Source organism: Streptomyces sp. NPDC001880 (assembly GCF_053594575.1).
In genome coordinates, this window is record NZ_JBSFET010000028.1 from 23,544 (window position 1) to 48,890 (window position 25,347).

A 25,347-nucleotide genomic window follows, 5' to 3' on the forward strand; every position below is an offset into this window, starting at 1 on the left:
ACACGCGGGAGCTCGGAGCACCGGGCTGAGAGGGCGCTGATATCCGTACGTCCGTACGGGAGGAGCTGCGCCGACCGCCGAACCTGTTACCGGGTAATGCCGGCGTAGGGAGTAGGTCTCATGACCACAGCGGACGCACGCACGCCTGCCTCGAACCAGGGCGACGAGGCCGGGAAGTCCATCGGCTGGCACAAGGGGTACGTCCAGGGCTCGTGCCCTGACCTCCGGGTGCCGGTTCGTCAGGTGCACCTCACCAACGGCAAGGACGTGACGCTGTACGACACGTCGGGTCCGTACACCGATCCCACCGTCGAGACCGATGTCCGCCGCGGCCTCGCACCGCTGCGGGAGAACTGGATCGTCGCCCGCGGCGACACCGAGGAGTACCCGGGCCGCCCCGCCCGCCCAGAGGACGACGGGCTCAAGCACACCTCGCCGCGAATGGGGTCTCCCCTGCTCGAGCAAAGCCGAGAGCTTGGGGAAGGGCTGCGCAACCTCGACGCGGTCTTCCCCGGCCGCCCGCGCCTGCCGCGCCGCAGTCGCGACGGGCAGCCGGTGACCCAGCTCGCGTACGCCCGCCGGGGCGAGATCACCCCGGAGATGGAGTACGTGGCGATCCGGGAGAACGTCGAGCCCGAGGTGGTACGTGAGGAGATCGCGGCCGGCCGGGCCGTGCTGCCGGCCAATGTCAACCACCCCGAGACCGAACCGATGATCATCGGCAAGCGGTTCCTGGTGAAGGTCAATGCCAACATCGGCAACTCCGCGGTGACGTCCTCCATCGAGGAGGAGGTGGAAAAAATGACGTGGGCGACGCGCTGGGGCGCCGACACCGTCATGGATCTGTCCACCGGCCGCAACATTCACACCACCCGTGAGTGGGTTCTGCGCAACTCCCCCGTGCCGATCGGCACCGTTCCGCTCTACCAGGCTCTCGAAAAGGTCGACGGCCGGGCGGAGGAACTGACCTGGGAGATCTACAAGGACACCGTCATCGAGCAGGCCGAGCAGGGTGTCGACTACATGACGGTCCACGCCGGCGTGCGCCTGCCGTACGTCCCGCTGACCGCCCGCCGCAAGACCGGCATCGTCTCCCGCGGCGGCTCGATCATGGCGGCGTGGTGCCTAGCGCACCACAAGGAGTCGTTCCTGTACGAGCACTTCGAGGAGCTCTGCGAGATCCTCGCGAGCTATGACGTGACGTACTCGCTGGGTGATGGGCTGCGCCCCGGCTCGATCGCCGACGCCAACGACGAGGCGCAGTTCGCCGAACTGCGCACGTTGGGCGAGCTGAACGCGGTCGCCAAGCGGTTCGGCGTCCAGACCATGATCGAGGGTCCTGGCCATGTCCCGATGCACAAGATCAAGGAGAACATCGACCTCCAGCAGGAGATCTGCGAGGAGGCGCCCTTCTACACGCTCGGCCCGCTGACCACCGATGTCGCGCCGGCGTACGACCACATCACCTCAGGCATCGGTGCGGCGATGATCGCGTGGTGGGGCACGGCGATGCTCTGCTACGTCACGCCGAAGGAGCACCTCGGCCTGCCCAACCGGGACGATGTGAAGACCGGCGTCATCACCTACAAGATCGCGGCGCATGCGGCGGATCTCGCCAAGGGGCACCCGGGCGCGCAGGACTGGGACGACGCGCTCTCCGACGCCCGTTTCGAGTTCCGCTGGGAGGACCAGTTCAATCTGGCTCTCGACCCGCACACCGCACGGGAGTTCCACGACGAGACGCTGCCCGCCGAGTCGGCGAAGACGGCGCACTTCTGCTCGATGTGCGGACCGAAATTCTGTTCGATGAAGATCTCCCAGGACATCCGGCGCGAGCACGGCGGTTCGCAGGCGGAGATCGAGGCGGGCATGGCGGAGAAGTCCAAGGAGTTCGCGGCGGCCGGCAGCCGGGTTTATCTGCCGATCGCGGACTGATCCGGGACTCGGGTCTGTCCGCGGATCGTGGCCGGACAGACCCGAGCGACCGCCCCGGAGGCTCCGGCGTTCGGGGCGACCGGTCACGCCGTTGGGCCGGTGTGCGGACCCGGTCAGTCCGGCTCGTGCTCGGGGCCGCCGAAGTCGGGGCCGGTGAAGTCCGGTGAGGTGAATGTCGGGCGGGGCCCCGCCGCCGGGCCGTCGTCCGGGCTGGAGAAGTCCGGCCGGCTGTAGCCGACCTTCGGGATGCGGTTTGCCGAGGGCAGCGGGGTGCGTGCGGCGGGACCGGCCTCGGGATCGGCGAGCGCGTCCCGCAGGAACGGCAGGATGCCGCGCTCCAGCAGGGCATGGCGCCACGCTTCCCTGGCCCGTGCCACGTCCTCCGGCAGTTCGTCCTCCTCGTCGTCGACGGGCTGCGAGTCCGATCCGTTGCGCAGTGCGGTGATGAGCAGCCCGACGGCTGCGGCCAGCATGGCTGCAGCGGTGACCGCCGCGAAGAACCAGCCGGCGGAGACCATGGTGGAGGCGAACGACGGTGGTGGGTCGAGCAGCCTCAGCAGATAGCCGGCCAGCAGGAATATGAACGCGGCGGTACCGGCGAGCACCGGTGCCAGAACGGTGACCACGGCTCCTATGCCGGCGCCCGACCGGTGCGGACGGGCGGCAGTGGACCCGGGGCCCGCGTCCTGGTCCTCTCCTTCGGCGGAGCCGCGCAGTTCCTCCCGGGCCTGCACATAGTGCCTGTACTCGGTGGCGGCCGTGGAGGTGATCAATTCCGTGGCGTCCAGCGCCATGGTGCGCAGCTGCACGGCGTTGAGCCGTTCGCCGACCGCGGCCAGATCCGGCCGTTCATGGGCATGGCGCAGTGCGTCGTCGAGGATCCGCTCGTACTCGGGTCGGTCCTCGGCCAGCAGGTGCGGAGCGCTGTTCATGTGCATCCCCCGATGCTCCGTCGGGCCTGAATGCCCGCTCAGGACGGGCAGTTGGGCGGAAACGGAGGAGAGCCTGCTACTGATACGCCGATGGTAGAGCGCCCACGGCACGGGGTGACAGGGGGTTTCCGTAAATAGGCCCGGTGTTCGGCGTGCTCAGTTCCTGGGAGCGTCTTCCCAGAAGAACGTCAGTCATGCAGGGGCAGTTGGACGACCAGTAGCTTTCCGGCCATGGTCACTCCGCCGTCCATCGCGATGGCGAGCCCGTCCGCGTACACGTGCGGACCCTCGACCACGGGGCCGGAGCCGTCCTCGCCGTCCTCCGAACCGACCTCTCCCAGGAGGTACGGAATGGGGCTGTGACCATGGACGATGCGCTGTCCGCCGTAGGTCGCCATCAGCTCCCGGACGGCCTGCGGACCCGCCTCGTCGCGGAAGGCGAACCGCTTGGTGAGCTTGCGGAAGAGGTCCCAGCACTCGTCGGCGTCGTTGCGTGTGAGGATGGCGTGCACCGTGTCGTTGACGTCCTCGATGGTGGTGCCGTATTCGAGGTAGGCCGTCGTGTCGGAGTGCATCAGCAGATGCCCGTCCTCCTCGACGATCGCGTCGAGGCGGGACATCCACTGGAGGTGGACGTCCTGGAGCCGCTCCATGTCGTTCTTCTGGCCGCCGTTGAGCAGCCAGGCGGCCTGGAAGGTGGCGGTGCCCGCGCCGGAGTTGACCGGGGTGTCGCTGAACCGCTTGGCGCCGAGGAGCAGCAGTTCGTGATTGCCCATCAGGGCCTTGCAGTAGCCGCCGGCGGCCGCGGCTTCGGCGGACAGGCGCATCACGAGGTCGATGACCCCGATGCCGTCGGGGCCCCGGTCGGTGAAGTCGCCGAGGAACCAGAGCCGGGCATTGCCCGCCGCCCACTTGCCGTCGGCGTCGATCAGGCCCTGCTCGGCGAGGGCGGCGTGGAGCTCGTCAAGATAGCCGTGGACGTCGCCGACGACGTACAGCGGTCCGAGGCCCTGGTCCGGGACGGGCCGCGGGTCGGGGACGGCCGTCACCTCCAGGGTGTCACCGCGGTTGATCACGGGAAGATCGCGCGCGGTGGGGGTGTATCCCTCCGGCGGCTCGTCGCCGGGTACGGCGTTGCCCGGGTGCGGTGGTGATGGCGGCACCGGGGTCTGGGCATAGGGCGGTACGCGGAAGTCGCGCAACGTCGCAGTCCGCACCACGGGTTCCTGACCGGCCCCCTGTGTCATCGACCCCTCCACCACCGTCGCGCCGCCGTACACCTGACGGGCCCTGCTGGTCGGGGCGGTCCGCGGTGTCGTGCGCCCATCATAGGAATGCGGATCGTGCTGTGTGACGCACCAGGGGTGGTGAATCCGGACGCACGTCGGGTTCACCAGCCGATTGGTCCGAAATAACCCGATCAATCCCCTGCCGGAGAGCGGGGCGCGCTGACCGTGGTACGGGGTGGACGGCGTTGCGAGGAGGTCCGCACGATGAGTTCGGTCGGTATGACCTGTTCCACCGGTCCCTCCTGATCCACGCCCTCGATGGCGTCGATCAGGAGCTGGACGACTGCCGTGCCGATTCGGCGCGGCTTGAGCGAGAGGGTGGTGATGGGGGGTTCGGTTGTCGCGTACACGGCGGACTCGCTGCAGCAGACCAGCAGCAGGTCCTCGGGGACGCGCAGTCCGTACCGGCGGGCCGCCGCCAGCAGATCGGTGCCGTTGGGGTCGAAGAGCCCGTAGACGGCGTCGGGCCGGTCCGGGCGGGCGAGCAGGCGGTCGGCGGCGACCGCACTCGCGCACGGGTCGTGGGCCGGGTAGGACTCGTACACCGGGTCCTGGCCCACGCGCTCGCACCAGTGGAGGTACGCGCTGGTGGAGAGACGGGTGTACGTGTCGGTGGTGTTGCCGGTGAGCAGGCCGATGCGGCGGGCTCCGGCGGCGGCGAGATGGTCGAGCAGGTCGAGCACGGCGGCCCGGTGGTCGTTGTCGACCCAGGCGGTGACCGGGAGGGTGCCGGCCGGACGGCCGTCGGAGACGACGGGCAGCCCCTGGCGTACGAGTTCGGTGACGACCGGGTCCTGGTCGGAGGGGTCGACCACGACGGTGCCGTCGAGGGCGACGTTCGACCAGACATCGTGGCGTGAGGTGGCGGGCAGGATGACGAGGGCGTAGCCGCGGGCGAGCGCGGCGGAGGTGGCCGCTCTGGCCATCTCGGCGAAGTACGCGAATTCGGTGAAGGTGAAGGGTTCGTCCCCGTAGGTCGTCACGGTCAGGCCGATGAGGCCGGACTTGCCGGTACGGAGGGTGCGGGCCGCGGCGGAAGGGCGGTAGCCCAGGCGCTCTGCGACCTCGCGGACATGGCGGCGGGTGGCGTCCGGGAGCCTGCCCTTGCCGTTGAGCGCGTCGGAGACGGTCGTGATGGAGACTCCGGCGGCGGCGGCCACATCCCGGATTCCCGCTCGTCCCTGCCGGCCGCCGCGCCGGGGTGTGTCCGTCCGGTTCACCTGGTGCTTCCCTGCTGCTGTCATGGCGAGCCGATAGTAGGGCTCGGAGGGGCGGTTGGCCCGGTCGCGCATTCCCTTGTTGACAGGCACGTTTTTGCATGATCATTAACGGTCAAATTCCTTGCAAACAAAGGATGTTGTTGGGGATGGCCGTGGTGTGTCATGTGTCGAAGTCGATGGGCCTACTAAATGGCCGATGTCTCGAAGAGGTCTCATCTCACCTCTTCGGGGGACGCGCGCCACGGAGTGAGCCACCGGCGCGCGCTGGAAGCGGGAGCGCTCCCCCCATTCCTGGCCGCACCGGACGATTGGGCGCCCGGGGCCATTCGCAGCGGCGCCCAATCCTCATAAGGTGAGCAGTATTGATGTGTACAGAGACGGTCGAGGAGGACCTGCGGTGAGCGAGACGAGCCCCAAGCTGCGCGCCGAGCTGGACGGCGTCCCCGCCTATGTACCGGGCAAGCCGGCCGCGGCCGGCGGACCGGTCGCGTTCAAGCTGTCCTCCAACGAGAATCCCTATCCGCCGCTGCCCGGGGTGATGGAGTCCGCCCTGGCCGCGGCCGCCAACTTCAACCGTTACCCGGACATGGCCTGCACCGGCCTGATGAACGAGCTGGCCGAGCGTTTCGGTGTGCCTCTGTCCCACCTCGCCACCGGGACCGGATCGGTCGGTGTGGCGCAGCAACTGCTCCAGGCCACCTCGGGCCCGGGTGACGAGGTCATCTACGCCTGGCGCTCCTTCGAGGCGTACCCGATCATCACGCAGATCAGCGGTGCGACCTCGGTGAAGGTGCCGCTGACCGACGGTGAGGTGCACGACCTCGACGCGATGGCGGACGCGATCACGGACCGCACCCGGATGATCTTCGTCTGCAACCCGAACAACCCGACCGGCACCGTGGTGCGCCGGGCCGCGCTGGAACGGTTCCTGGACCGGGTGCCGGGCGATGTCCTCGTGGTGCTCGACGAGGCGTACCGGGAGTTCATCCGGGACGTCGAGGTGCCGGACGGCATCGAGATCTACCGGGACCGGCCCAATGTGGCGGTGCTGCGGACCTTCTCCAAGGCGTACGGCCTGGCGGGGCTGCGGGTCGGTTTCGCCGTGGCCCACGAGCCGGTGGCAGCCGCGCTGCGCAAGACGGCGGTGCCCTTCGGCGTCAGCCAGCTCGCGCAGGACGCGGCGGTCGCCTCGCTGCGCGCCGAGGACGAACTTCTGGGTCGGGTGGGCTCGTTGGTGTCCGAGCGCCAGCGGGTGCAGCGGGCGCTGGCCGGCCAGGGGTGGACGGTTCCGGACTCCCAGGCGAACTTCGTCTGGATGCGTCTCGGGGACCGTACCGCCGGCTTCGCCGCGGCGTGCGAGCGAGCCGGAGTGGTGGTCAGGCCGTTCATGGGCGAGGGTGTGCGGGTCACGATCGGGGAGGACGAGGCGAACGACCTGTTCCTGAAGGTGGCGGAGTCGTACCGCAAGGAGCTGTAGGCGGTCGCGCAGGCCGACTGCGCGACCCAGGGCCAGGGCCCCGTACCTCGTTCGACGAGGCGCGGGGCCTTCTCGCTGCCGGGGGCCGTGGTGCTTCCGGGGCGTCTGGTTCGGGCGGATTGATCAGAACGTCCCAAGAGGGGTACCCCGCCCGAACGTCCCGAAAGTGTGTGCGTCATAATATTTGTGAATGTGAACGCGTTCACAAACGTGTCCTGTTCCTCCCGTCATTAGTCGGATTTAAAGGGCAAACTGCCGGTGTGATTACGGCGACGTAAGGAGAAGACGACGTGGAGCTAGCTCTGGCGCCGGAAACCTTGGCGCGATGGCAGTTCGGTATCACTACCGTCTATCACTTCCTGTTCGTCCCCCTGACGATCTCGCTCGCCGCGCTCACCGCCGGCCTGCAGACGGCCTGGGTCCGGACGAACAACGAGAAGTACCTCAGGGCGACGAAGTTCTGGGGCAAGCTCTTTCTGATCAACATCGCCATGGGCGTCGTCACCGGCATCGTCCAGGAGTTCCAGTTCGGCATGAACTGGTCCGACTACTCGCGGTTCGTCGGTGACATCTTCGGTGCTCCGCTCGCGTTCGAGGCACTGATCGCGTTCTTCTTCGAGTCCACCTTCATCGGGCTGTGGATCTTCGGCTGGGACAAGCTGCCGAAGAAGATCCACCTCGCCTGTATCTGGATGGTCTCCCTCGGGACGGTCCTGTCCGCCTACTTCATCCTGGCGGCCAACTCCTGGATGCAGCACCCGGTCGGCTACCGGATCAACGAGGAACGGGGCCGGGCCGAGCTCACCGACTTCTGGCTCGTGCTCACCCAGAACACCGCGCTCGCCCAGTTCTTCCACACCATCACTGCGGCCTTCCTGGTCGGCGGCGCGTTCATGGTCGGCATCGCCGCCTTCCACCTGGCGCGCAAGAAGCACATCCCGGTGATGCGGACCTCGCTGCGGCTCGGCCTGGTGACCGTGGTCATCTCCGGACTGCTCACCGCCGTCAGCGGCGACATACTCGCCAAGGTCATGTTCAAGCAGCAGCCGATGAAGATGGCCGCTGCCGAGGCGCTCTGGGATGGCCAGAAATCGGCGCCCTTCTCGCTCTTCGCGGTCGGTGATGTGGCCAAGGGCCACAACACCGTGGAGATTTCCATCCCGGGGATGCTGTCCTTCCTCGCGGACGACAGCTTCACCTCGTACGTCCCCGGCATCAACGACATCAACAAGGCCGAGCAGGAGAAGTACGGCCCCGGCGACTACCGGCCCAACATCCCGGTCGCGTTCTGGAGCTTCCGCTGGATGATCGGCTTCGGGATGGCGTCCTTCGCCCTCGGCATCCTCGGACTGTGGCTGACTCGGAAGAAGTTCATGCTGCCGCCGGGACTGCGGACCGGTGAGGACGAAGTGCCGAATCTGGTCCTCTTCAAGAACAAGGCACTCAGCCCGAAGTTCGCCAAGTGCTACTGGATCCTTGCGCTCTGGACGATGCTCTTCCCGCTGATCGCCAACTCCTGGGGCTGGATCTTCACCGAGATGGGCCGCCAGCCCTGGGTCGTCTACGGAGTGTTCCAGACCCGCGACGCGGTCTCCCCCGGCGTCTCGCAGGCTGAGGTGCTCACCTCGATGATCGGCTTCACCCTGCTCTACGCCGCGCTCGCGGTCGTCGAGGTCAAGCTGCTCGTGAAGTACATCAAGGCAGGTCCGCCGGAGCTCACCGAGGCCGACCTCAACCCGCCCACCAAGATCGGCGGCGACCATGAAGACGCCGACCGGCCGATGGCCTTCTCCTACTGAGAGCAGAGGAGCTGAGAGATGGAACTCCACAACGTCTGGTTCGTACTCATCGCCGTCCTCTGGACCGGCTACTTCTTCCTGGAGGGATTCGACTTCGGGATCGGCGTCCTGACCAAGCTGCTGGCCCGCGACCGCAAGGAGCGGCGGGTTCTGATCAACACGATCGGGCCCGTCTGGGACGGCAACGAGGTGTGGCTGCTCACCGCGGGCGGTGCGACCTTCGCCGCCTTCCCCGAGTGGTACGCCACCCTGTTCTCCGGTTTCTACCTGCCGCTGCTGCTCATCCTGGTCTGCCTGATCGTGCGCGGGGTCGCCTTCGAATACCGGGCCAAGCGGTCCGGCGAGAAGTGGCAGACCAACTGGGAACACGCCATCTTCTGGACCTCGCTGCTCCCCGCCCTGCTCTGGGGCGTGGCCTTCGGGAACATAGTGCGTGGTGTGAAGATCGACGCCGACATGGAGTACGTGGGCAACTTCTGGGACCTGCTCAACCCGTACGCCATCCTCGGCGGACTGGTCACGCTCGCCCTCTTCACCTTCCACGGCGCCGTGTTCGCAGGGCTCAAGACGGTCGGGGACATCCGGGAGCGGGCCGGTAGGCTGGCGCTGAAGCTGGGGATCGTCACCGCGGTGCTCGCGCTCGGCTTCCTGACCTGGACCCAGCTCGACAACGGGGACGGCTGGAGCCTGCTGGCGATGATCATCGCCGTGGTGGCGCTGGTCGCCGCGATCGTCGCGATCGCGGCGGGACGCGAAGGCTGGTCGTTCGCGTTCTCCGGGGTGACCGTCGCAGCCGTGGTCGCGATGCTCTTCCTGACGCTCTTCCCGAACGTCATGCCGTCCTCGCTGAACGACGCCTGGAGCCTCACGGTCACCAACGCCTCGTCCACCCCGTACACACTGAAGATCATGACCTGGTGTGCGGGGATCGCCACCCCCCTCGTCCTGCTGTACCAGGGCTGGACGTACTGGGTGTTCCGCAAGCGCATCGGCACGCAGCACATCGCCGACGCACACTGAACGCATCCGAAGCCTGTCCGGCGGATCGTGGCCGGGACACCGGACCGAACCCGATCCGCCGGACAGACCCTGGTCCACCGACCGAGCTTGCTAGGGGCTGTTTCACGTGAAACCGATCGACCCGCGTCTGCTTCGTTACGCCCGCGCCACCCGCCTCTTCCTGGCAGCCGTGGTGGTGCTCGGAGCCATCGGCGCCGCGCTGGTCATCGCCCAGGCCATGCTCATCGCCGAAGTGGTGGTGGGCGGCTTCGAGGACGGACTGACGGTCTCCGGGCTGCGGACCCCGCTGATCCTGCTTGCCGCGGTCGCGCTCGGCCGCGCGCTGGTGTCCTGGCTGACCGAACTGGCCGCGTACCGGGCCAGCGCGGCGGTCAAGTCCGAACTCCGCGGTCGGCTGCTGGCGCGGGCCGCGGCGCTCGGCCCCGGCTGGCTGAACGGACAGCGCACCGGCTCCCTGGTGGCGCTCGCGACCCGTGGTGTGGACGCGCTCGACGACTACTTCGCGCGCTATCTGCCGCAGCTCGGACTCGCGGTGGTCGTGCCGGTGGCGGTCCTCGCCAGGATCGTCACCGAGGACTGGGTCTCGGCGGCGATCATCGTCGTCACGCTGCCGCTCATCCCGCTCTTCATGTTCCTGATCGGCTGGGCGACCCAGTCCCGGATGGACCGCCAGTGGCGGCTGCTGTCCCGGCTCTCCGGACACTTCCTCGACGTGGTCGCCGGACTGCCGACGCTGAAGGTCTTCGGTCGCGCCAAGGCGCAGGCCGAGTCCATCCGTACGATCACCTCGCAGTACCGCCGGGCCACACTGCGGACCTTGCGGATCGCGTTCCTGTCGTCCTTCGCCCTGGAACTGCTGTCGACGCTGTCGGTGGCCCTCGTCGCCGTCACCATCGGCATGCGGCTGGTCCACGGCGGACTCGATCTCTACACCGGCCTGGTGGTGCTGATCCTGGCGCCCGAGGCCTATCTGCCGATCCGCCAGGTCGGAGCGCAGTACCACGCGGCAGCCGAGGGGCTCTCGGCCGCGGAGGAGATCTTCGCGGTCCTGGAGACCGAGCCCCGGCAGGGCGGCACGGCGGACGTCCCCGGCGTGCTGCGGCTGGAGCTGGAGGGAGTGACCGTACGGCACGAGGGCCGGTCCGAACCCTCGCTGGACGGGGCCTCGCTGGTGGTGGACGAGGGGGAGACCGTGGCCTTGGTCGGACCCAGCGGCGTCGGGAAGTCCACCCTGCTCGATGTGGTGCTCGGCTTCACGGCGCCCGACGAGGGACGGGTACGGGTCGGCGGCGTCGATCTGGCGACGCTCGCGCCCGAGAAGTGGCGGGAGCGGATCGCCTGGGTGCCGCAGCGCCCGTATCTCTTCGCGGGCACCATCGCGGAGAACGTACGACTGGCCCGGCCGGACGCCGACGACGGCGCGGTGACGGCCGCGCTGCGGGACGCCGGAGCGTACGAATTCGTGGCGGAACTCCCGGACGGGGAGCGGACACTGATCGGCGAGGACGGCGCCGGCCTCTCCGCCGGACAGCGGCAGCGGCTGGCGCTCGCCAGGGCCTTCCTCGCCGACCGCCCGGTGCTGCTGCTCGACGAGCCGACCGCGAGTCTGGACGGCGAGACGGAAGCGGGGATCGTCGAGGCGGTACGGCGGCTGGCGGCGGGACGGACCGTGCTGCTGGTCGTGCACCGCCCGGCGCTGCTCTCGGTGGCCGACCGGGTGGTGACCCTCGAACCGTCCGCGACGGCGCGGCCGGCGAGGACCGGGGCGTCCGCGACCGCGCCGCGCCCGACGAACACTCGCTCCGACCGGAACGAGGAGGCACCGGAGCCCGAGGCGCTGCGGGACACCGCGGCCCGCTCCGGGCGGGTCCTGGCAAGGGTCCGGGAGGCCGCGGGGGCACAGCGCGGCCGGCTGGCACTGGCGCTGCTGCTGGGCAGCCTCGCCGTGGGCTCGGCCGTCGGGCTCATGGCCGTCTCCGGCTGGCTGATCTCGCGCGCCTCCGAACAGCCCCCGGTGCTCTATCTGATGATCGCCGTGACCGCGACCCGCGCCTTCGGAATCGGGCGGGCCGTCTTCCGCTACGCCGAGCGCCTGGTGTCGCACGACGCGGTGCTCAAGATGCTCGCCGAGCTGCGCGTCGCGGTCTACCGGGGCCTGGAGCGCGTCGCGCCCGCCGGTCTGCGCCGGACCCGGCGCGGGGACCTGCTCTCCCGGCTCGTCGCCGACGTGGATGCCCTGCAGGACTACTGGCTGCGCTGGATGCTGCCCGCCGGGACCGCCGTGGTCGTCGGAGTGGCGGCCGCCGGATTCATCGGCTGGATGCTGCCGGCCGCGGGCGTCGTACTGGCCGCCGGGCTGCTGCTGGCCGGGGTGGGAGTGCCGCTGGTCAGCATTGCCTGCTCCCGCCACACGGAACGCCGGCTCGCTCCCGCACGCGCCGAACTGGCCACCCGGATCACGGACCTGTTCGGCGGGACCGCCGAACTGACCGTCGCAGGTGCCCTGCCCGCCCGCGCGGAACGGACCCGGGAGGCCGACGGCGTACTGACCCGCATCGCCGCCCGTGCGGCGACCGCCACCGCACTCGGCACCGGCCTGACCACCCTGATCGCCGGCCTCACCGTCGTCGCCACCGCGCTCGTCGCCCTTCCCGCCGTGCACGACGGCCGGCTCGCGGGCGTGGAACTCGCGGTGGTGGTGCTCACCCCGCTGGCCGCCTTCGAGGCCGTGACCGGACTGCCGCTCGCCGCGCAGTACCGCAGGCGGGTCGAGCGGAGCGCGGAGCGGGTGTTCGAGGTGCTGGACGCGCCGCTGCCGGTACACGAACCCGGCAGCCCGGCCGAGGCGCCCGCATCGCCCTTCCCGCTGGAGGTACGGGGGCTTTCGGCCCGCTACCCGGGAGCAGAACAGGACGCCCTCGACGCTGTCGACCTGACGTTGACGGCCGGCCGGCGCATCGCCGTCGTCGGGCCCTCCGGCTCCGGGAAGACGACCCTCGCGCAGATCCTGGTGCGCTTCCTCGACGCGCGGGAGGGGACGTACCGGATCGGCGGGGTCGAGGCCGGTGCGCTGGAGGGGGACACGGTCCGGCGGTACGTCGGGCTGTGCGCCCAGGACGCCCATGTCTTCGACAGCTCCATCCGGGAGAATCTGCGGCTGGCCCGCACCGACGCGACGGACGAGGAACTGCGCGCCGCCCTCGGCCGGGCCCGGCTGCTCGACTGGGCCGAGGCGCTGCCCGACGGGCTCGACACCCTCGTCGGCGAGCACGGCGCACGCCTCTCCGGCGGTCAGCGCCAACGCCTCGCCCTGGCCAGGGCGATCCTCGCCGACTTCCCCGTCCTCGTCCTGGACGAGCCCGCCGAGCATCTCGACCTGGCGACCGCGGACGCCCTGACGGCGGATCTGCTGGCCGCCACCGAGGGGCGCACGACCGTACTGATCACCCATCGTCTGGAGGGGCTCGGAGCCGTCGACGAGGTGCTGGTGCTGGACGCCGGCCGGATCGTGCAGCGTGGCCCGTACGCCGATCTCACCGCCGGGGAAGGTCCCTTGCGGAGGATGCTGGAGCGAGAGCGGGAGACTGCGCGGGTACCGGGTGGAGCGATGGTCGAGCGGGTGACCGTGCGGGTGCCGGAGGAAGCCGTGGGTACGCGGGCATGAGCCGTGCGACACAACATCCGACTTTCCTCCCCAATCTGGACTAACTACTCTCGGGGTATGCCGGAGCAGGACCCGAAGGACTCACTCGAAGCCGCTACCCAGGCGACCCGCAGCCTGCAGGGCCTGTCCACCGAAATCACCGCCCGCATCCCCCAGCTGCTGGAGGCCATGCGCTCCGTCGGTGCGGGCCTGGAACTGCACTCCACCCTTGACCGGATCTGCGAGACGGCCGCCGAACTCACCCACTCCCGCTATGCCGCCATCGGCGTCGTCGACAAGGAGGGCGAGGGGCTCTCCGACTTCGTCACGTACGGGGTGCCGGACGAGGTGGCGGAGGAGATCGGCCACCGCCCCGACGGGCACCGGGGGCTGCTGGGCGCGCTGATCCACGACCCGGTGCCGGTGCGGCTCGCCGATCTGACGGCCGATCCGAGGTTCGCCGGTTTTCCGCCCGGCCACCCCCCGATGCGGACCTTTCTCGGCGTTCCGATCCGCGTACAGGGAGAGATCTTCGGGAACCTCTATCTGGCCGAGAAGGAGGGTGGCGAGTTCAACGACTACGACCTGCACATGGTGCGGGTGCTCGCCACGGAGGCCGGGATCGCCATCGGCAACGCCCGGCTGTACGAGGCGGCACGCCAGCGCGAGCGGTGGATCGACGGATCGGTGGCCGTGACGACCGCCCTGCTCTCCGGCGGGGACGCCGACGACGCGCTCTCGGTCGTCGCCGAACAGGCACGCCGGCTCGCCGACGCCGCCGCCGGGGTGGTGCTGCTGCCCACCGAGGACGGCGGGCTGGAGATCGTCGCCGTCTCCGCGGACGACCCCTCCTCCTTGCTCGGAGTGATCATCGGGCCCGAGAGCCCGGTGGCGGCGAAGCTGCTGGGCGGCGAGGCGGTCTTCGTGGACGATTCGGCCGATGACGCCCGCATGATCACCGGGTTGGCCCATCGGTACGGCCCGAGCATGCTGTTGCCCCTGCACAGCGGCGGGCGGGTGCTCGGCGCGCTCGCCACCCCCCGCGCCCGGGGCGGCAGACCGTTCACGGAGGCGGAGCGGACCCTCGCCACCCAGTTCGCCTCACAGGCGGCGCTCGCGCTGATGATGGCCGAGGCACAGCGGGACCGGGAGCGGCTCGCGGTCTACGAGGACCGGGACCGGATCGCCCGCGATCTGCACGATCTGGTCATCCAGCGGTTGTTCGCCACCGGGATGATGCTGGAGAGCGCCCAGCGCCGGTCGGTGGTGCCCGAGGTGCAGACCGGGGTCGGCCGGGCGGTCGACGAGCTGGACGTGACCATCCAGGAGATCCGCACCGCGATCTTCGCTTTGCAGCAGGAACCCACCGAGGCGCCGTCGGGGCTCCGTACCCGCGTCCTGCGCGAGATCAACATGGCGGCGGTGCCGCTGGGCTTCAAGCCCTCGCACCGCTTCCTCGGCCCGGTCGACTCACTGGTCGGCGAGCTGACCGGCAAGAACCTGATCGCGGCGCTGCGGGAGGCACTGTCCAATGCCTTCCGGCACGCCGAGGCGTCGCTGATCGACGTAGTCGTCGACGCGACTGTCACGCTGCCCGACGGGCGGGAGGCCGTGCGGCTGTCGGTCGCCGACGACGGAGTGGGCATCCCCGAGGGCGGCCGGCGCAGCGGGCTGCGGAACCTGGCGCGCCGGGCGGAGTCGCTCGGCGGCGCGAGCTGGTTCGGCCCCGGGATCGGGGAGGACGGAGCCGGTACGACGGTGGTGTGGGAGGTGCCCCTCTGAGGGTGTGGGAGAGTGGCCGGGCGGCCTGTCCCTCCCCGGAGGGGCTCAGCGCCCGGCGCTGGACGCCAGGCGCCCGGCGATGATCCGCTCGATGACGACCGCGACGCCGTCCTCGCCGTTGGTGCCGGTCCGGCCGGTGGCGGCGGCGAGCGCGGCCGGGTGGGCGTTGCCCATCGCGTACGAGGTGCCCGCCCAGCTCAGCATCTCCACGTCGTTGGGCATGTCCCCGAAGGCGACGACCTCGGCGGGCGAGATGCCGCGTTCGGCGCAGCAGAGCTCCAGTGTGCTGGCCTTGGAGACCCCGGGACCGCTGACCTCCAGCAGGGAGGTGGGGCTGGACCGGGTGAAGGAGGCCCGGTCCCCGGCCGTCGTACGGGCCAGGTCGAGGAAGTCGTCCGGGGTCAGTTCGGCGTGGTGGGCGAGGAGCTTCAGCACAGGGACGCCGGTGCCGCTCGTCTCCTCGTGCAGCAGCTTCTCGGCGACGGCGACCGAGGCGCACGGGTCCAGGTGGAACGGCGGGTAGTCCGGTTCGTAGTGGATGCCCGTGGCCAGCTCGACGGCGAAGGAGGTGCCGGGGGCGGCGGCGCGCAGCGAGTGGACCACATCGAGGGCGATGGGGCGCTCCAGCGGCCGGACCTTGACCAGCTCGCCGCCGGCGTGCAGATCCGCGACCGCCGCGCCGTTGGCGCAGATCGCCAGGCCGTGGCCGTGCACATGGTCGCTGACGACATCCATCCAGCGGGCCGGGCGCCCGGTGACGAAGAAGACCTCGATACCGGCCTCCTCGGCAGCGGCGAGCGCGGCGACCGTGCGGTCGGAGACCGTCTTGTCATCACGGAGCAGGGTGCCGTCCAGGTCGGTGGCGATCAGCCGGATTGCGGCAGGCGAAGGCGAGTCGGTAGCTGAGGTCACCCGCCCATTCTCGCGCACGAGGGTGCACGGGCGTGCGGAGGGGCGCGCATCTGAGAATGCACGCCCCTGACCAGGTGAACATGCCGTTTGCATATGCCAGAGGGGGACCGGTTCTGGTGGTGGTGGCCGGGTCAGTGGCCGAGCTGGGCCAGGCCCTCGGTGGCGATGCGGTCGAAGACCTTGTCGTCCGCCGCGAAGTCGGAGTCGGGGATCGGCAGGTGGACGACGATCTCGGTGAAGCCGAGGGCGAAGTGGGTGCCCGCGAAGTCCACGAAGGCGTCGAAGGACTGCAGCGGGCGGTCCGGGGTGAAGCCGGTGAGAAGGATCTTGTCCAGCTCGTCGGCATCCCGGCCGATGGACTCGCAGGCCGTGCCCAGCTTGGCGAGCTGCCCCCGGATGGCCTCGACGGACTGCGCCGGGGTCCCTGTTTCGTACAGCTTCGGGTCACCCGTGGTGACCCAGGCCTGGCCGTACCGGGCGGCGAGCTTCATGCCGCGCGGGCCGGTCGCGGCCACCGCGAACGGCAGCCGGGGCCGTTGCACGCAGCCGGGGATGTTCCGGGCCTCGTTCGCCGAGTAGAACGTGCCCTCGTGCGACACGGAGGGGTTACGGAGGAGCTGGTCGAGCAGCGGTACGAACTCGTCGAAGTGGTCGGCCCGTTCGCGCGGCGTCCACGCTTCCTCGTCGCTGCGGCGCAGGGTCGTGGCGTCGAAGCCGTTGCCGCCGGCGCCGATGCCGAGGGTGAGGCGCCCGTCGGAGATGTCGTCGAGCGTGATGAGTTCCTTGGCGAGCGTGACGGGGTGCCGGAAGTTGGGGGAGGTGACGAGGGTGCCCAGGCGGAGCCGCGTGGTGGCCGTGGCGGCGGCGGTGAGGGTCGGCAGGGCGCCGTACCAGGGGCCGTCGCGGAAGGTCCGCCAGGCCAGGTGGTCGTAGGTGTAGGCGGCATGGAAGCCGAGCTGCTCGGCGCGCTGCCAGAGCTTCTGGCCCTCGCTCCAGCGGTGGATCGGCAGAATCACGGTGCTCAGACGCATGGATACGACCATACGGGCCGGAAGGCGCCGGGACCGATTCGTGCAGGTGTGCGTTTTTTCGGCGCGGCAGGACACGGGACAGGGCGCGAACGTGCGGCAGGGCACGGGACGGGGCGCCGGACCAGGTACCGCCGGTCAGTCGCGGAACCGCAGGAACTCGGGCGGCACGGAGGCGGTGAGCCAGACGCCGTTGGCGCTGACGTAGAAGGTGTGGCCCGCGCGGTGCATCGCGCCCGCGTGCACGGACAGGACGACGGGCCGGCCGCGCCGGGCGCCGACCCTGGTCGCCGTCTCGCGGTCGGACGAGAGGTGGACGTGCGTGCGGTCCATGGGCCGCAGGCCCTCGCTCCGGATCGAGTCCAGCGCGTGGCCCACCGTGCCGTGGTAGAGGTACGCGGGCGGTTCGGCCGGCGGCAGGGCGAGGTCCACCGGGACCGTATGGCCCTGGCTCGCGCGGATCCGGTCGTTCTCGACGGCGAAGCGCTGCTTGTCGTTGACGGCGACGACATGGTCGAGCTCGGTCCGGGTGAGGGGGAAGTTGTTGCGGGCAGTGGCGCGCAGCAGCGTGTCGATCGGTACCCAGCCGTTTGCGTCGAGCGTGATGCCGATCCGCTCCGGCTGATGGCGCAGGTGTTTCGAGAGGTACTTGGACACCTTGACGGTGCGTCTTTCATCCATACCGCCAGGGTGCCCGCGACGGCGTCCCCGGCGCATCCGGGTTTCGCTCACGATGTGCCGAAGTAATTTTCGTCCACAGGTTTGATCCACAGTCAGTTCAACTTATCCACAGGCTAATTGGCGATTCTGTGGACAAGGTCATGTAGAATTAATCACTTTGGTCAACTTGCCCAAGTTTGAAGCCGGGTGAAACAAGCGAGTCCAATGTCCTTGATTGCACCTCGCGTTCTGTTGCGGCTGCGACAAAGGCCGGAACGTTCTCCGGTCCAACCAGCTGTTGAACAGCCCGGATTGTGCCCTGCGGGAGATCCACACTCTGGGGCGCGAATGATGGAGAATCCGCGCCGAGCGGGGTGTCCGCACCGAGGTGGTGATACAGATGCCCGGTGGCGAACAGGCGCATCGCTCGGGCCAGTTCCGCATCCACGGTCTGCTGAGCGAGCGGGCGCAGCCTGCGTACCATGGCGGCTGCCTCGGCCGCTTCCGAGTCGGTCGGCGGCCGATGGCCCAGATAGCGCGCGAAGACATGCTCGGTGGTGAACTCCAGGAAGCGCAAGGCGATCTGCTCCACCTGACCGCGAAGTTCCCTCAGGTGCCCGGATATCGCTCCGAGCGGCACTCCCGCCGCATGCAACTCGACTGCCACGGACAGTTCCTGTGGGCTCGGCACCAGGAACTCCCCTTCCCTGCCCGGGATCGGTTCGAGCACACCGAGCTCCACCGCCTCGGCGACCGCCTCGTCGTCCGAGGTGCCGCCGAACTTGAGGTTCAACTCGTCCCGGGTGATCAGGTCGGCCTGTTCGTCCGTCCAGGGATTGTGCACCTCGGCGACCAGCCCGAGCACCCCGCCCAGCCCGCGGCCGGTGTCCCAGGCGTCCAGGAGCTCCTTGATGCTGGCCAGGGTGTAGCCGCGGTCCAGCAGATCGGCTATCTGCCGGAGCCGGGCGAGATGGATGTCCCGGTACACATTGGCCCGGCCGCGCCGCTCCGGTGTCGGCAGCAGACCGCGGTCCTGGTAGGCGCGGATCGTGCGGACCGTGGCCCCGCTTGCGTGCGCCAGGCCCTCGATCCGGTACTCGGCGGCGGCTTGCCGGCCCGCCGACGACCGCCCGGGGCCGCTCACAGCGGCGGCTTCAGCCGGGCGATCCCGCGCAGCGCGCCGGGGCTGAACCGGGACAGCAGCCGGGCGCCGCGGGCCTCCGGGGTCACCGGCACGACGGCCTGGTTGCGCACCACCGCCTTGAGGATCGCGTCGGCCACCCGCTCCGGCGGGTAGTTGCGCAGCCCGTACAGCCGGCCGGTCTGCTTCCGCAGGCGCTTCTCCTCCGCGGCGTCGGCGCCGGCGAAGCGTGTCGTCGCGGTGATGTTCGTGTTCACGATGCCGGGGCAGATGGCGCTGACCCCGATCGACCGCTCGGCGAGTTCGGCCCGCAGACATTCGCTGAGCATCAGCACGGCCGCCTTGGAGGTGCTGTACGCGGGCAGCGCTCTGGACGGCTGATAGGCAGCGGCGGAGGCCGTGTTGACGATATGGCCGCCCTGGCCGCGCTCGGCCATCTGCCTGCCGAAGATCCGGCAGCCGTGGATGACCCCCCACAGATTGACGTCGAGGACGTTCTTCCAGTCCTCGCTCGTGGTGTCCAGAAAAGAGCCGGACAGGCCGATCCCCGCGTTGTTGACCAGGACGTCGACGATTCCGTACTCGGCGGCGACCTTCTCGGCGAGCTTCTCCATCGCCTGTTCGTCGCTGACGTCGACTGCTTCGCCCCAGGCGGCCGGGGCGCCGATCAGCCGGGCCATCTCGGCCGTTCTGGCCGCTCCCTCCGCGTCCCGGTCCACGGCCACCACCCGGGCACCCGCCTCGGCGAAGGCAAAGGCGGTGGCCCGGCCGATGCCTCCGGCCGCGCCCGTCACCAGGACCAGCAGGCCGCCGAACCTGTCCGCGTACGCCCCGGTCGGGGCGGTGTCCTGCACCGGGCCGCCGTTCTCCTTCGCCGCCTCGTTCGCGGCGACGAACTCGCTTGTCCAGGCGGCGAGCTGGTCCGGCCTGGTACGCGGCACCCAGTGCTTGCCGTTCAGCGATCTGCGCATTAGCTGCGGTGCCCACAGCTCCAGCTGGTCGTAAAGCTTCTCCGAGAGGAAGACGTCACCGGTCGGTGTGATCAGCTGGACCGGCACATGTGCGTAGGCGTCGGTGCGCGGCCGGCTCAGCCGGGCGCGGACGTTGTCGCGGTACAGCCAGGCGCCGTGCGCCGCGTCGTCGGGCAGCGAGGGCGTCGGGTAGTCGCCCGCCGGTACCTTCTCCAGCCGCTGGAGCATCCCCGGCCACCGCTTGCCCAGCGGGCCGCGCCAGGCGAGCTCGGGCAGGACCGGCGTATGCAGCATGTAGACGTACCAGGACTTGGCGCCCTGGCCCAGCAACTGGCCGACCCGGCGCGGGGTGGGCCGGGCCATCCGCTGCTTGATCCAGTGCCCGAAGTGGTCGAGCGAGGGGCCGGACAACGAGGTGAACGAGGCGATCCGGCCCTCGGTCCGCTTGACCGTGACGAACTCCCAGGACTGCACCGAACCCCAGTCGTGCCCGACGAGATGGACCGGCCGGTCCGGGCTCACCGCGTCGACGACGGCCAGGAAGTCATCGGTGAGCTTCTCCAGGGTGAATCCGCCGCGCAGTGGCTTCGGGGCCGTCGACCGGCCGTGTCCGCGCACGTCGTACAGCACGACATGCCACTGGTCGGCCAGCCGGCTCGCGACCTCCGTCCAGACTTCCTTGCTGTCCGGATAGCCGTGCACCAGGACGATCGTCGGCCGCCCCTCCTCGCCCAACTCGACGACGCACAGCTCGATTCCGCCCGTACGCACCCGGCGCTCTCGCGCCCCCGGCAGGTCCAGCAGACTCATGCCGCCACCCTTTCCTCGGCCCAGCGCCGCACATGCGGCAGATCGTCGTCCAGCCAAAAGGCGCTCTCCTCGGGGTCCTTGGAGTCGGTGACCACCAGGATCTCCTCGAACTTGGCACCTGTGCCCCGGAACCCGAGATGCGGCTCGACCGCCCACAGGCCGGGCTGCGGCGGGTGGTCGGAGAAGTGGTACGGACTCCACAGCGGCGACCAGCCGTCCCGGTGCCCGTGCAGAGCGTCGCTCATCAGCCCCTTGAGGGACTGGGTGCCGAAGCCGAACACATGTGGGGACCAACGGCGTTCGGCAACGCGGTCGACCTTGTGGGCTATGACGCCGAAGGGGTAGGCGCGATGCCTGTTGGCGTAGCCCTGCCTGATCATCAGGCGGTCGACGTCCTCATATATCTCGCGCAGTGAACGCCGCTCGCGCACCTCGCGCAGTATCAGCTCGCGGTGGGCCTCCAGATCGGCGAGCAGCTTGTCGTGCAGGGGGTTGAGCCCCAGACGGCCGGAGTAGCCGATATCGGCCGTGAAGCCCTTGTACACCGGAGCCATGTCGAGGATGAAGGGCATCCCCGGCTCCAGCTTCCGGTTGGTCGGGAAGAACTGCAGGGGGACTCTGAAGCCGACGAACGCCGTGCGGTCCCCGAACCAGGCGAAGGGAAGATGGAACCAGTCCCGCACCCCGCGCTCACGCAGCCAGTCGCGCTGCATACGAGCCGCCTCACGCTCGGTCACCCCCGGCCGGAGCCGGCCCGCAACCGCCTCCGCGCAGGCGTACGCGAGGCTTTGCACTTCTCTGAACGCCTGCAGATCCGGGGCCCTTGTGTCCTTCACTGCCGAAGCCATGCCACCGTCCGTCCCCTGTCGTGTGCGGTACGTGCCCGTAACGTGACACTGATGAATGTGACAATGCCCAGCGGCTACGTCAAGGGGTGTGCGGGGACCTGTGGACAACGCTCCGGACCCCACTCCGGCCGCGGATGTCATACCCCCGTGGTGGCCCCCTACGGGTCCGTACATCTGGAGTCGGAGGCCGATCCAGCCGCCAGGGCTGACGACTGATGTGGCCCGCGCCACTACCTTCGGACTGTGACTGTGATCGCGACCGAAAGCCTGAGCAAGCGGTTCCCCCGGGTGACCGCACTTGACCGGCTCTCCCTGGACATCGGCCCCGGTGTGACCGGCCTGGTGGGTTCCAACGGAGCCGGCAAGTCCACATTGATCAAGATCCTGCTGGGTCTGTCCCCCGCCACCGAAGGCCGGGCCGCCGTGCTCGGGCTCGACGTCGCCACCAGTGGTGCCGCCATCCGGGAACGGGTCGGCTACATGCCCGAGCACGACTGCCTGCCACCGGACGTCTCGGCCACCGAGTTCGTCGTCCACATGGCGCGGATGTCCGGGCTGCCGCCGACGGCGGCGCGCGAACGCACCGCCGACACGCTCCGGCACGTCGGCCTCTACGAGGAGCGCTACCGCCCCATCGGCGGCTACTCGACCGGTATGAAGCAGCGCGTGAAGCTGGCGCAGGCGCTGGTCCACGACCCGCAGCTGGTCCTGCTCGACGAGCCGACCAACGGCCTCGACCCGGTCGGCCGCGACGAGATGCTCGGACTGATCCGCCGCGTCCACACCGACTTCGGCATCTCGGTCCTGGTCACCTCGCACCTCCTGGGCGAGCTGGAACGCACCTGTGACCATGTCGTCGTCATCGACGGCGGCACACTCCTGCGCTCCAGCTCCACCAGCGACTTCACCCAGACCACCGCGACCCTCGCCGTCGAGGTCACCGACAGCGACACCCACCCGGACGGCACCGACGCGCTGCGCCAGGTCCTCACCCGGGCCGGCGTGAAGTTCATCGGCCAGGACGGCCACGACGCCCAGGGGCTGCCCGGCGCGGGCCACATCCTGCTGGTCGAGGCGACCGGCGACGAGACGTACGACATCGTGCGCGACAGCGTCGCCGGCCTCGGACTCGGCCTCGTGCGGATGGAGCAGCGGCGCCACCACATTGCCGAGGTCTTCCGTACCGACCCGGCGCCCGCGTCCGCAGCCGTGGCCCAGAACGCGCCCGCGCCTGCAGAACGCCGTACAGCAGAAGGGGAGCGGTCGTGATGAGCACCGAGACCGGGAGCGAGACCTCCCGCATCCACAACATCGGGTACCGCTCCTACGACGGCCCGCGGCTGGGCCGCGGCTATGCGCGGCGCTCGCTCTACTCGCAGTCCCTGCGGGGTGCGTTCGGACTCGGCCGTTCCGCCAAGTCCAAGGTGCTGCCGATGCTGCTCTTCGGCGTGATGTGCATGATCGCGGCGATCATCGTCGCCGTCGCCATCGCCGCCCCCGGATCGACGTCCCTGCCGATCAAGTACACCGCGTTCGCGATCTATCTCCAGGCCGTGATCGGCCTCTTCCTCGCCGCACAGGCACCGCAGTCGGTCTCCCGGGACCTGCGTTTCAAGAGTGTGCCGCTGTATTTCTCGCGGCCGATCGAACGGGTCGACTACGTCCTGGCCAAGATGGCGGCCATGGCGTCCGCGCTCTTCATTCTCACCGGCACGCCGCTCCTCATCCTCTATGTGGGCGCGCTGCTCGGGAAGTTCGACTTCGCCGACCAGACCAAGGGATTCGGACAGGGGCTGGTATCGGTGGCGCTGCTCTCGGTGCTCTTCGCCGCACTCGGCCTGGTGATGGCCGCGCTGACACCGCGCCGCGGCTTCGGTGTCGCCGCGGTGATCGCCGTACTGACCATCACCTACGGTGCGGTCTCCACGGTCCAGGCCATCGCCTGGCAGACGGGGTCCTCCGGCGCCATCGAGTGGCTGGGGCTCTTCTCCCCCATCACGCTGATCGGCGGCGTGCAGACCGCGTTCCTCGGGGCCAACTCGGCCTTCCCCGGAGGGGAAGGCCCGGGAGCCGGGGTCGGCCTGGTCTATCTGATCGTTGTTCTCGCGCTCGTCGCCGGCTCGTACGCCGTACTGATGCGCCGCTACCGGAGGGTCGGGCTGTGACCACCATCGAGATCGACCACACCTCGCGCTGGTTCGGCAATGTGGTCGCCGTCAACGACGTGAGCATGACGGTGGGCCCGGGAGTCACCGGTCTGCTCGGTCCCAACGGTGCGGGAAAGTCCACGCTGATCAACATGATGGCCGGCTTCCTCGCCCCGTCCACGGGCACGGTCACGCTGGACGGCCAGGCGATCTGGCGCAACGAAGCCGTGTACAAGGAGATCGGGATCGTGCCGGAGCGGGAGGCCATGTACGACTTCCTGACCGGCTACGAGTTCGTCGTCGCCAACGCCGAGCTCCAGGGGCTCGGCGACGCGGAGGCGCAGAAGGCGCTGGCCACGGTCGAGATGGAGTACGCGCAGGACCGCAAGATCTCGACGTACAGCAAGGGCATGCGCCAGCGCGTGAAGATGGCGTCCGCCCTGGTCCACGAACCGTCGGTGCTGCTGCTCGACGAGCCGTTCAACGGCATGGACCCGCGCCAGCGGATGCAACTGATGGAGCTGCTGCGGCAGATGGGGGCCCAGGGCCGTACGGTGCTCTTCTCCTCCCACATCCTCGAAGAGGTCGAGCAACTCGCCTCCCACATCGAGGTGATCGTGGCGGGACGACACGCGGCGTCCGGCGACTTCCGCAGGATCCGCCGGCTGATGACGGACCGACCGCACCGCTATCTCGTACGTTCCAGCGACGACCGCGCCCTCGCCGCCGCGCTGATCGCCGATCCGTCGACGGCCGGTATCGAAGTGGACCTGGGCGAACGGGCGCTGCGGATCCAGGCGGTCGACTTCGGTCGCTTCACCGAACTGCTGCCGAAGGTCGCGCGGGAGCACGGAATTCGTCTTCTGACCGTTTCGCCGTCCGACGAGTCCCTCGAATCGGTCTTTTCCTATCTCGTAGCGGCCTGAGTAGTGGCCTGAAAGGAGCTGTGAAGCGTCATGTACGACCCCACAGTCGCCCGGCTCACCTACCGGGCCCTGCTCGGCCGGCGCCGGGCCGCCATCCTGTTCGTCCTGCCCGCACTGCTGGTGGCCATCGCCTTCGCGGTACGGGTGCTCACCGGGTCCGACGACCAGGTGGCCTCGGACGTGCTGGGCGGTTTCGCCATCGCCACGATGGTGCCGCTGATCGGAGTGATCGCGGGAACCGGGGCCATCGGTCCCGAGATCGACGACGGCTCGATCGTCTATCTGCTGTCCAAGCCGGTGAAGCGGCCGACGATCATCTTCACCAAGCTGATCGTCGCCATCGCCGTGACGATGGTCTTCTCCGCGCTGCCCACGCTGATCGCGGGCCTGATCCTCAACGGCAACGGCCAGCAGATCGCGGTCGCCTACACCATCGCGGCACTGGTCGCCTCGATCGCGTACAGCGCGTTGTTCCTGCTGCTGGGCACCGTCAGCCGGCACGCGGTCGTCTTCGGCCTCGTCTACGCGCTGGTGTGGGAGGCCCTGTTCGGCACCCTGGTGCCCGGCGCGCGCACGCTCAGCGTCCAGCAGTGGTCCCTCGCGGTCGCCGAGAAGGTCGGCGGGGCGGGCACGATCACCTCCGACGTCGGACTGCCGGCCGCGACGGTCCTGCTGGCGGCGGTCACGGTGGTGGCGACCTGGTACGCGGGCCAGAAGCTGCGCACGCTGAAGCTGGCCGGCGACGAGTGACCGGGGGGCCGCCCTCCGGCCCACCTCACCGAACGGTCCATTTCTGAAAACTCCGGC

General features: G+C 69.5%; 18 protein-coding genes and 1 pseudogene. 10 read left to right on the top strand and 9 right to left on the bottom strand.

What is annotated here, in order from left to right:
* Window positions 1-120: 120 nt before the first annotated feature.
* Window positions 121-1,935 carry a phosphomethylpyrimidine synthase ThiC gene (gene thiC / locus ACWCQ6_RS17915; RefSeq protein ID WP_451090179.1) on the top strand — a complete coding sequence of 605 codons (1,815 nt, stop codon included), beginning with the start codon at window positions 121-123 and terminating at the stop codon, window positions 1,933-1,935.
* A 113-nt stretch (window positions 1,936-2,048) separates the two neighbouring features.
* Here the strand turns inward: thiC and ACWCQ6_RS17920 are convergent, their stop codons facing one another.
* The 3 genes from ACWCQ6_RS17920 to ACWCQ6_RS17930 all read right to left on the bottom strand — a co-directional run bounded on the left by ACWCQ6_RS17920 (window position 2,049) and on the right by ACWCQ6_RS17930 (window position 5,400).
* Window positions 2,049-2,873 (bottom strand): hypothetical protein, encoded by an 825-nt coding sequence (locus tag ACWCQ6_RS17920; RefSeq protein ID WP_451090181.1) that lies wholly within the window; start codon window positions 2,871-2,873, stop codon window positions 2,049-2,051.
* A gap of 182 nt (window positions 2,874-3,055) precedes the next feature.
* Complete coding sequence (locus tag ACWCQ6_RS17925; protein WP_451090183.1) at window positions 3,056-4,114, bottom strand: metallophosphoesterase; 1,059 nt, start codon at window positions 4,112-4,114, stop codon at window positions 3,056-3,058.
* 173 nt (window positions 4,115-4,287) lie between these two features.
* On the bottom strand, window positions 4,288-5,400 hold the full coding sequence (locus ACWCQ6_RS17930; RefSeq protein WP_451090259.1) for a LacI family DNA-binding transcriptional regulator: 1,113 nt from the start codon (window positions 5,398-5,400) through the stop codon (window positions 4,288-4,290).
* Window positions 5,401-5,773: 373 nt separating this feature from the next.
* Here ACWCQ6_RS17930 and hisC point away from each other — a divergent pair, with 373 nt between their 5' ends.
* The 5 genes from hisC to ACWCQ6_RS17955 all read left to right on the top strand — a co-directional run bounded on the left by hisC (window position 5,774) and on the right by ACWCQ6_RS17955 (window position 15,097).
* Window positions 5,774-6,853, top strand: coding sequence for a histidinol-phosphate transaminase (hisC, locus tag ACWCQ6_RS17935; RefSeq protein WP_451090185.1), 1,080 nt, complete (start codon window positions 5,774-5,776; stop codon window positions 6,851-6,853).
* Between the two features lie 290 nt (window positions 6,854-7,143).
* The gene (locus ACWCQ6_RS17940) at window positions 7,144-8,652 is read left to right on the top strand and encodes a cytochrome ubiquinol oxidase subunit I (RefSeq protein WP_451090187.1); all 1,509 of its coding nucleotides are present in this window, start codon (window positions 7,144-7,146) and stop codon (window positions 8,650-8,652) included.
* A gap of 18 nt (window positions 8,653-8,670) precedes the next feature.
* On the top strand, window positions 8,671-9,672 hold the full coding sequence (cydB, locus tag ACWCQ6_RS17945; protein ID WP_451090189.1) for a cytochrome d ubiquinol oxidase subunit II: 1,002 nt from the start codon (window positions 8,671-8,673) through the stop codon (window positions 9,670-9,672).
* A gap of 106 nt (window positions 9,673-9,778) precedes the next feature.
* Complete coding sequence (gene cydD / locus ACWCQ6_RS17950) at window positions 9,779-13,336, top strand: thiol reductant ABC exporter subunit CydD (protein WP_451090191.1); 3,558 nt, start codon at window positions 9,779-9,781, stop codon at window positions 13,334-13,336.
* Between the two features lie 57 nt (window positions 13,337-13,393).
* A complete protein-coding gene (locus ACWCQ6_RS17955) occupies window positions 13,394-15,097 on the top strand; it encodes a GAF domain-containing sensor histidine kinase (protein WP_451090193.1) in 1,704 nt (567 codons plus the stop codon).
* A 45-nt stretch (window positions 15,098-15,142) separates the two neighbouring features.
* Here the strand turns inward: ACWCQ6_RS17955 and ACWCQ6_RS17960 are convergent, their stop codons facing one another.
* From ACWCQ6_RS17960 to ACWCQ6_RS17985, 6 genes are all read right to left on the bottom strand, one after another.
* Window positions 15,143-16,009 (bottom strand): Cof-type HAD-IIB family hydrolase, encoded by an 867-nt coding sequence (locus tag ACWCQ6_RS17960; protein WP_451090195.1) that lies wholly within the window; start codon window positions 16,007-16,009, stop codon window positions 15,143-15,145.
* A gap of 131 nt (window positions 16,010-16,140) precedes the next feature.
* A complete protein-coding gene (locus ACWCQ6_RS17965; RefSeq protein WP_451090197.1) occupies window positions 16,141-17,052 on the bottom strand; it encodes an LLM class flavin-dependent oxidoreductase in 912 nt (303 codons plus the stop codon).
* Between the two features lie 123 nt (window positions 17,053-17,175).
* The gene (locus ACWCQ6_RS17970) at window positions 17,176-17,718 is read right to left on the bottom strand and encodes an RNA 2'-phosphotransferase (protein WP_451090199.1); all 543 of its coding nucleotides are present in this window, start codon (window positions 17,716-17,718) and stop codon (window positions 17,176-17,178) included.
* Window positions 17,719-17,866: 148 nt separating this feature from the next.
* Window positions 17,867-18,841 carry a MerR family transcriptional regulator gene (locus ACWCQ6_RS17975; RefSeq protein WP_451090201.1) on the bottom strand — a complete coding sequence of 325 codons (975 nt, stop codon included), beginning with the start codon at window positions 18,839-18,841 and terminating at the stop codon, window positions 17,867-17,869.
* Entirely contained in the window at window positions 18,838-20,610 is a 1,773-nt protein-coding gene (locus ACWCQ6_RS17980; RefSeq protein ID WP_451090261.1) for an SDR family oxidoreductase, read from the bottom strand. Before ACWCQ6_RS17980 ends, ACWCQ6_RS17975 begins: the two co-directional genes overlap by 4 nt.
* Before the next feature lie 5 nt (window positions 20,611-20,615).
* On the bottom strand, window positions 20,616-21,467 hold the full coding sequence (locus ACWCQ6_RS17985) for a M24 family metallopeptidase (protein ID WP_451090203.1): 852 nt from the start codon (window positions 21,465-21,467) through the stop codon (window positions 20,616-20,618).
* Between the two features lie 288 nt (window positions 21,468-21,755).
* Here ACWCQ6_RS17985 and ACWCQ6_RS17990 point away from each other — a divergent pair.
* The 4 genes and pseudogenes from ACWCQ6_RS17990 to ACWCQ6_RS18005 all read left to right on the top strand — a co-directional run.
* Window positions 21,756-22,743, top strand: a pseudogene (locus tag ACWCQ6_RS17990) (ABC transporter ATP-binding protein); the annotation flags it as partial.
* Complete coding sequence (locus tag ACWCQ6_RS17995) at window positions 22,736-23,632, top strand: ABC transporter permease (protein ID WP_451090205.1); 897 nt, start codon at window positions 22,736-22,738, stop codon at window positions 23,630-23,632. The pseudogene ACWCQ6_RS17990 and the gene ACWCQ6_RS17995, both read left to right, overlap by 8 nt.
* Window positions 23,629-24,540 carry an ABC transporter ATP-binding protein gene (locus tag ACWCQ6_RS18000; RefSeq protein ID WP_451090263.1) on the top strand — a complete coding sequence of 304 codons (912 nt, stop codon included), beginning with the start codon at window positions 23,629-23,631 and terminating at the stop codon, window positions 24,538-24,540. Before ACWCQ6_RS17995 ends, ACWCQ6_RS18000 begins: the two co-directional genes overlap by 4 nt.
* A gap of 30 nt (window positions 24,541-24,570) precedes the next feature.
* Entirely contained in the window at window positions 24,571-25,290 is a 720-nt protein-coding gene (locus ACWCQ6_RS18005) for an ABC transporter permease (protein WP_451090207.1), read from the top strand.
* Window positions 25,291-25,347: the final 57 nt, after the last annotated feature.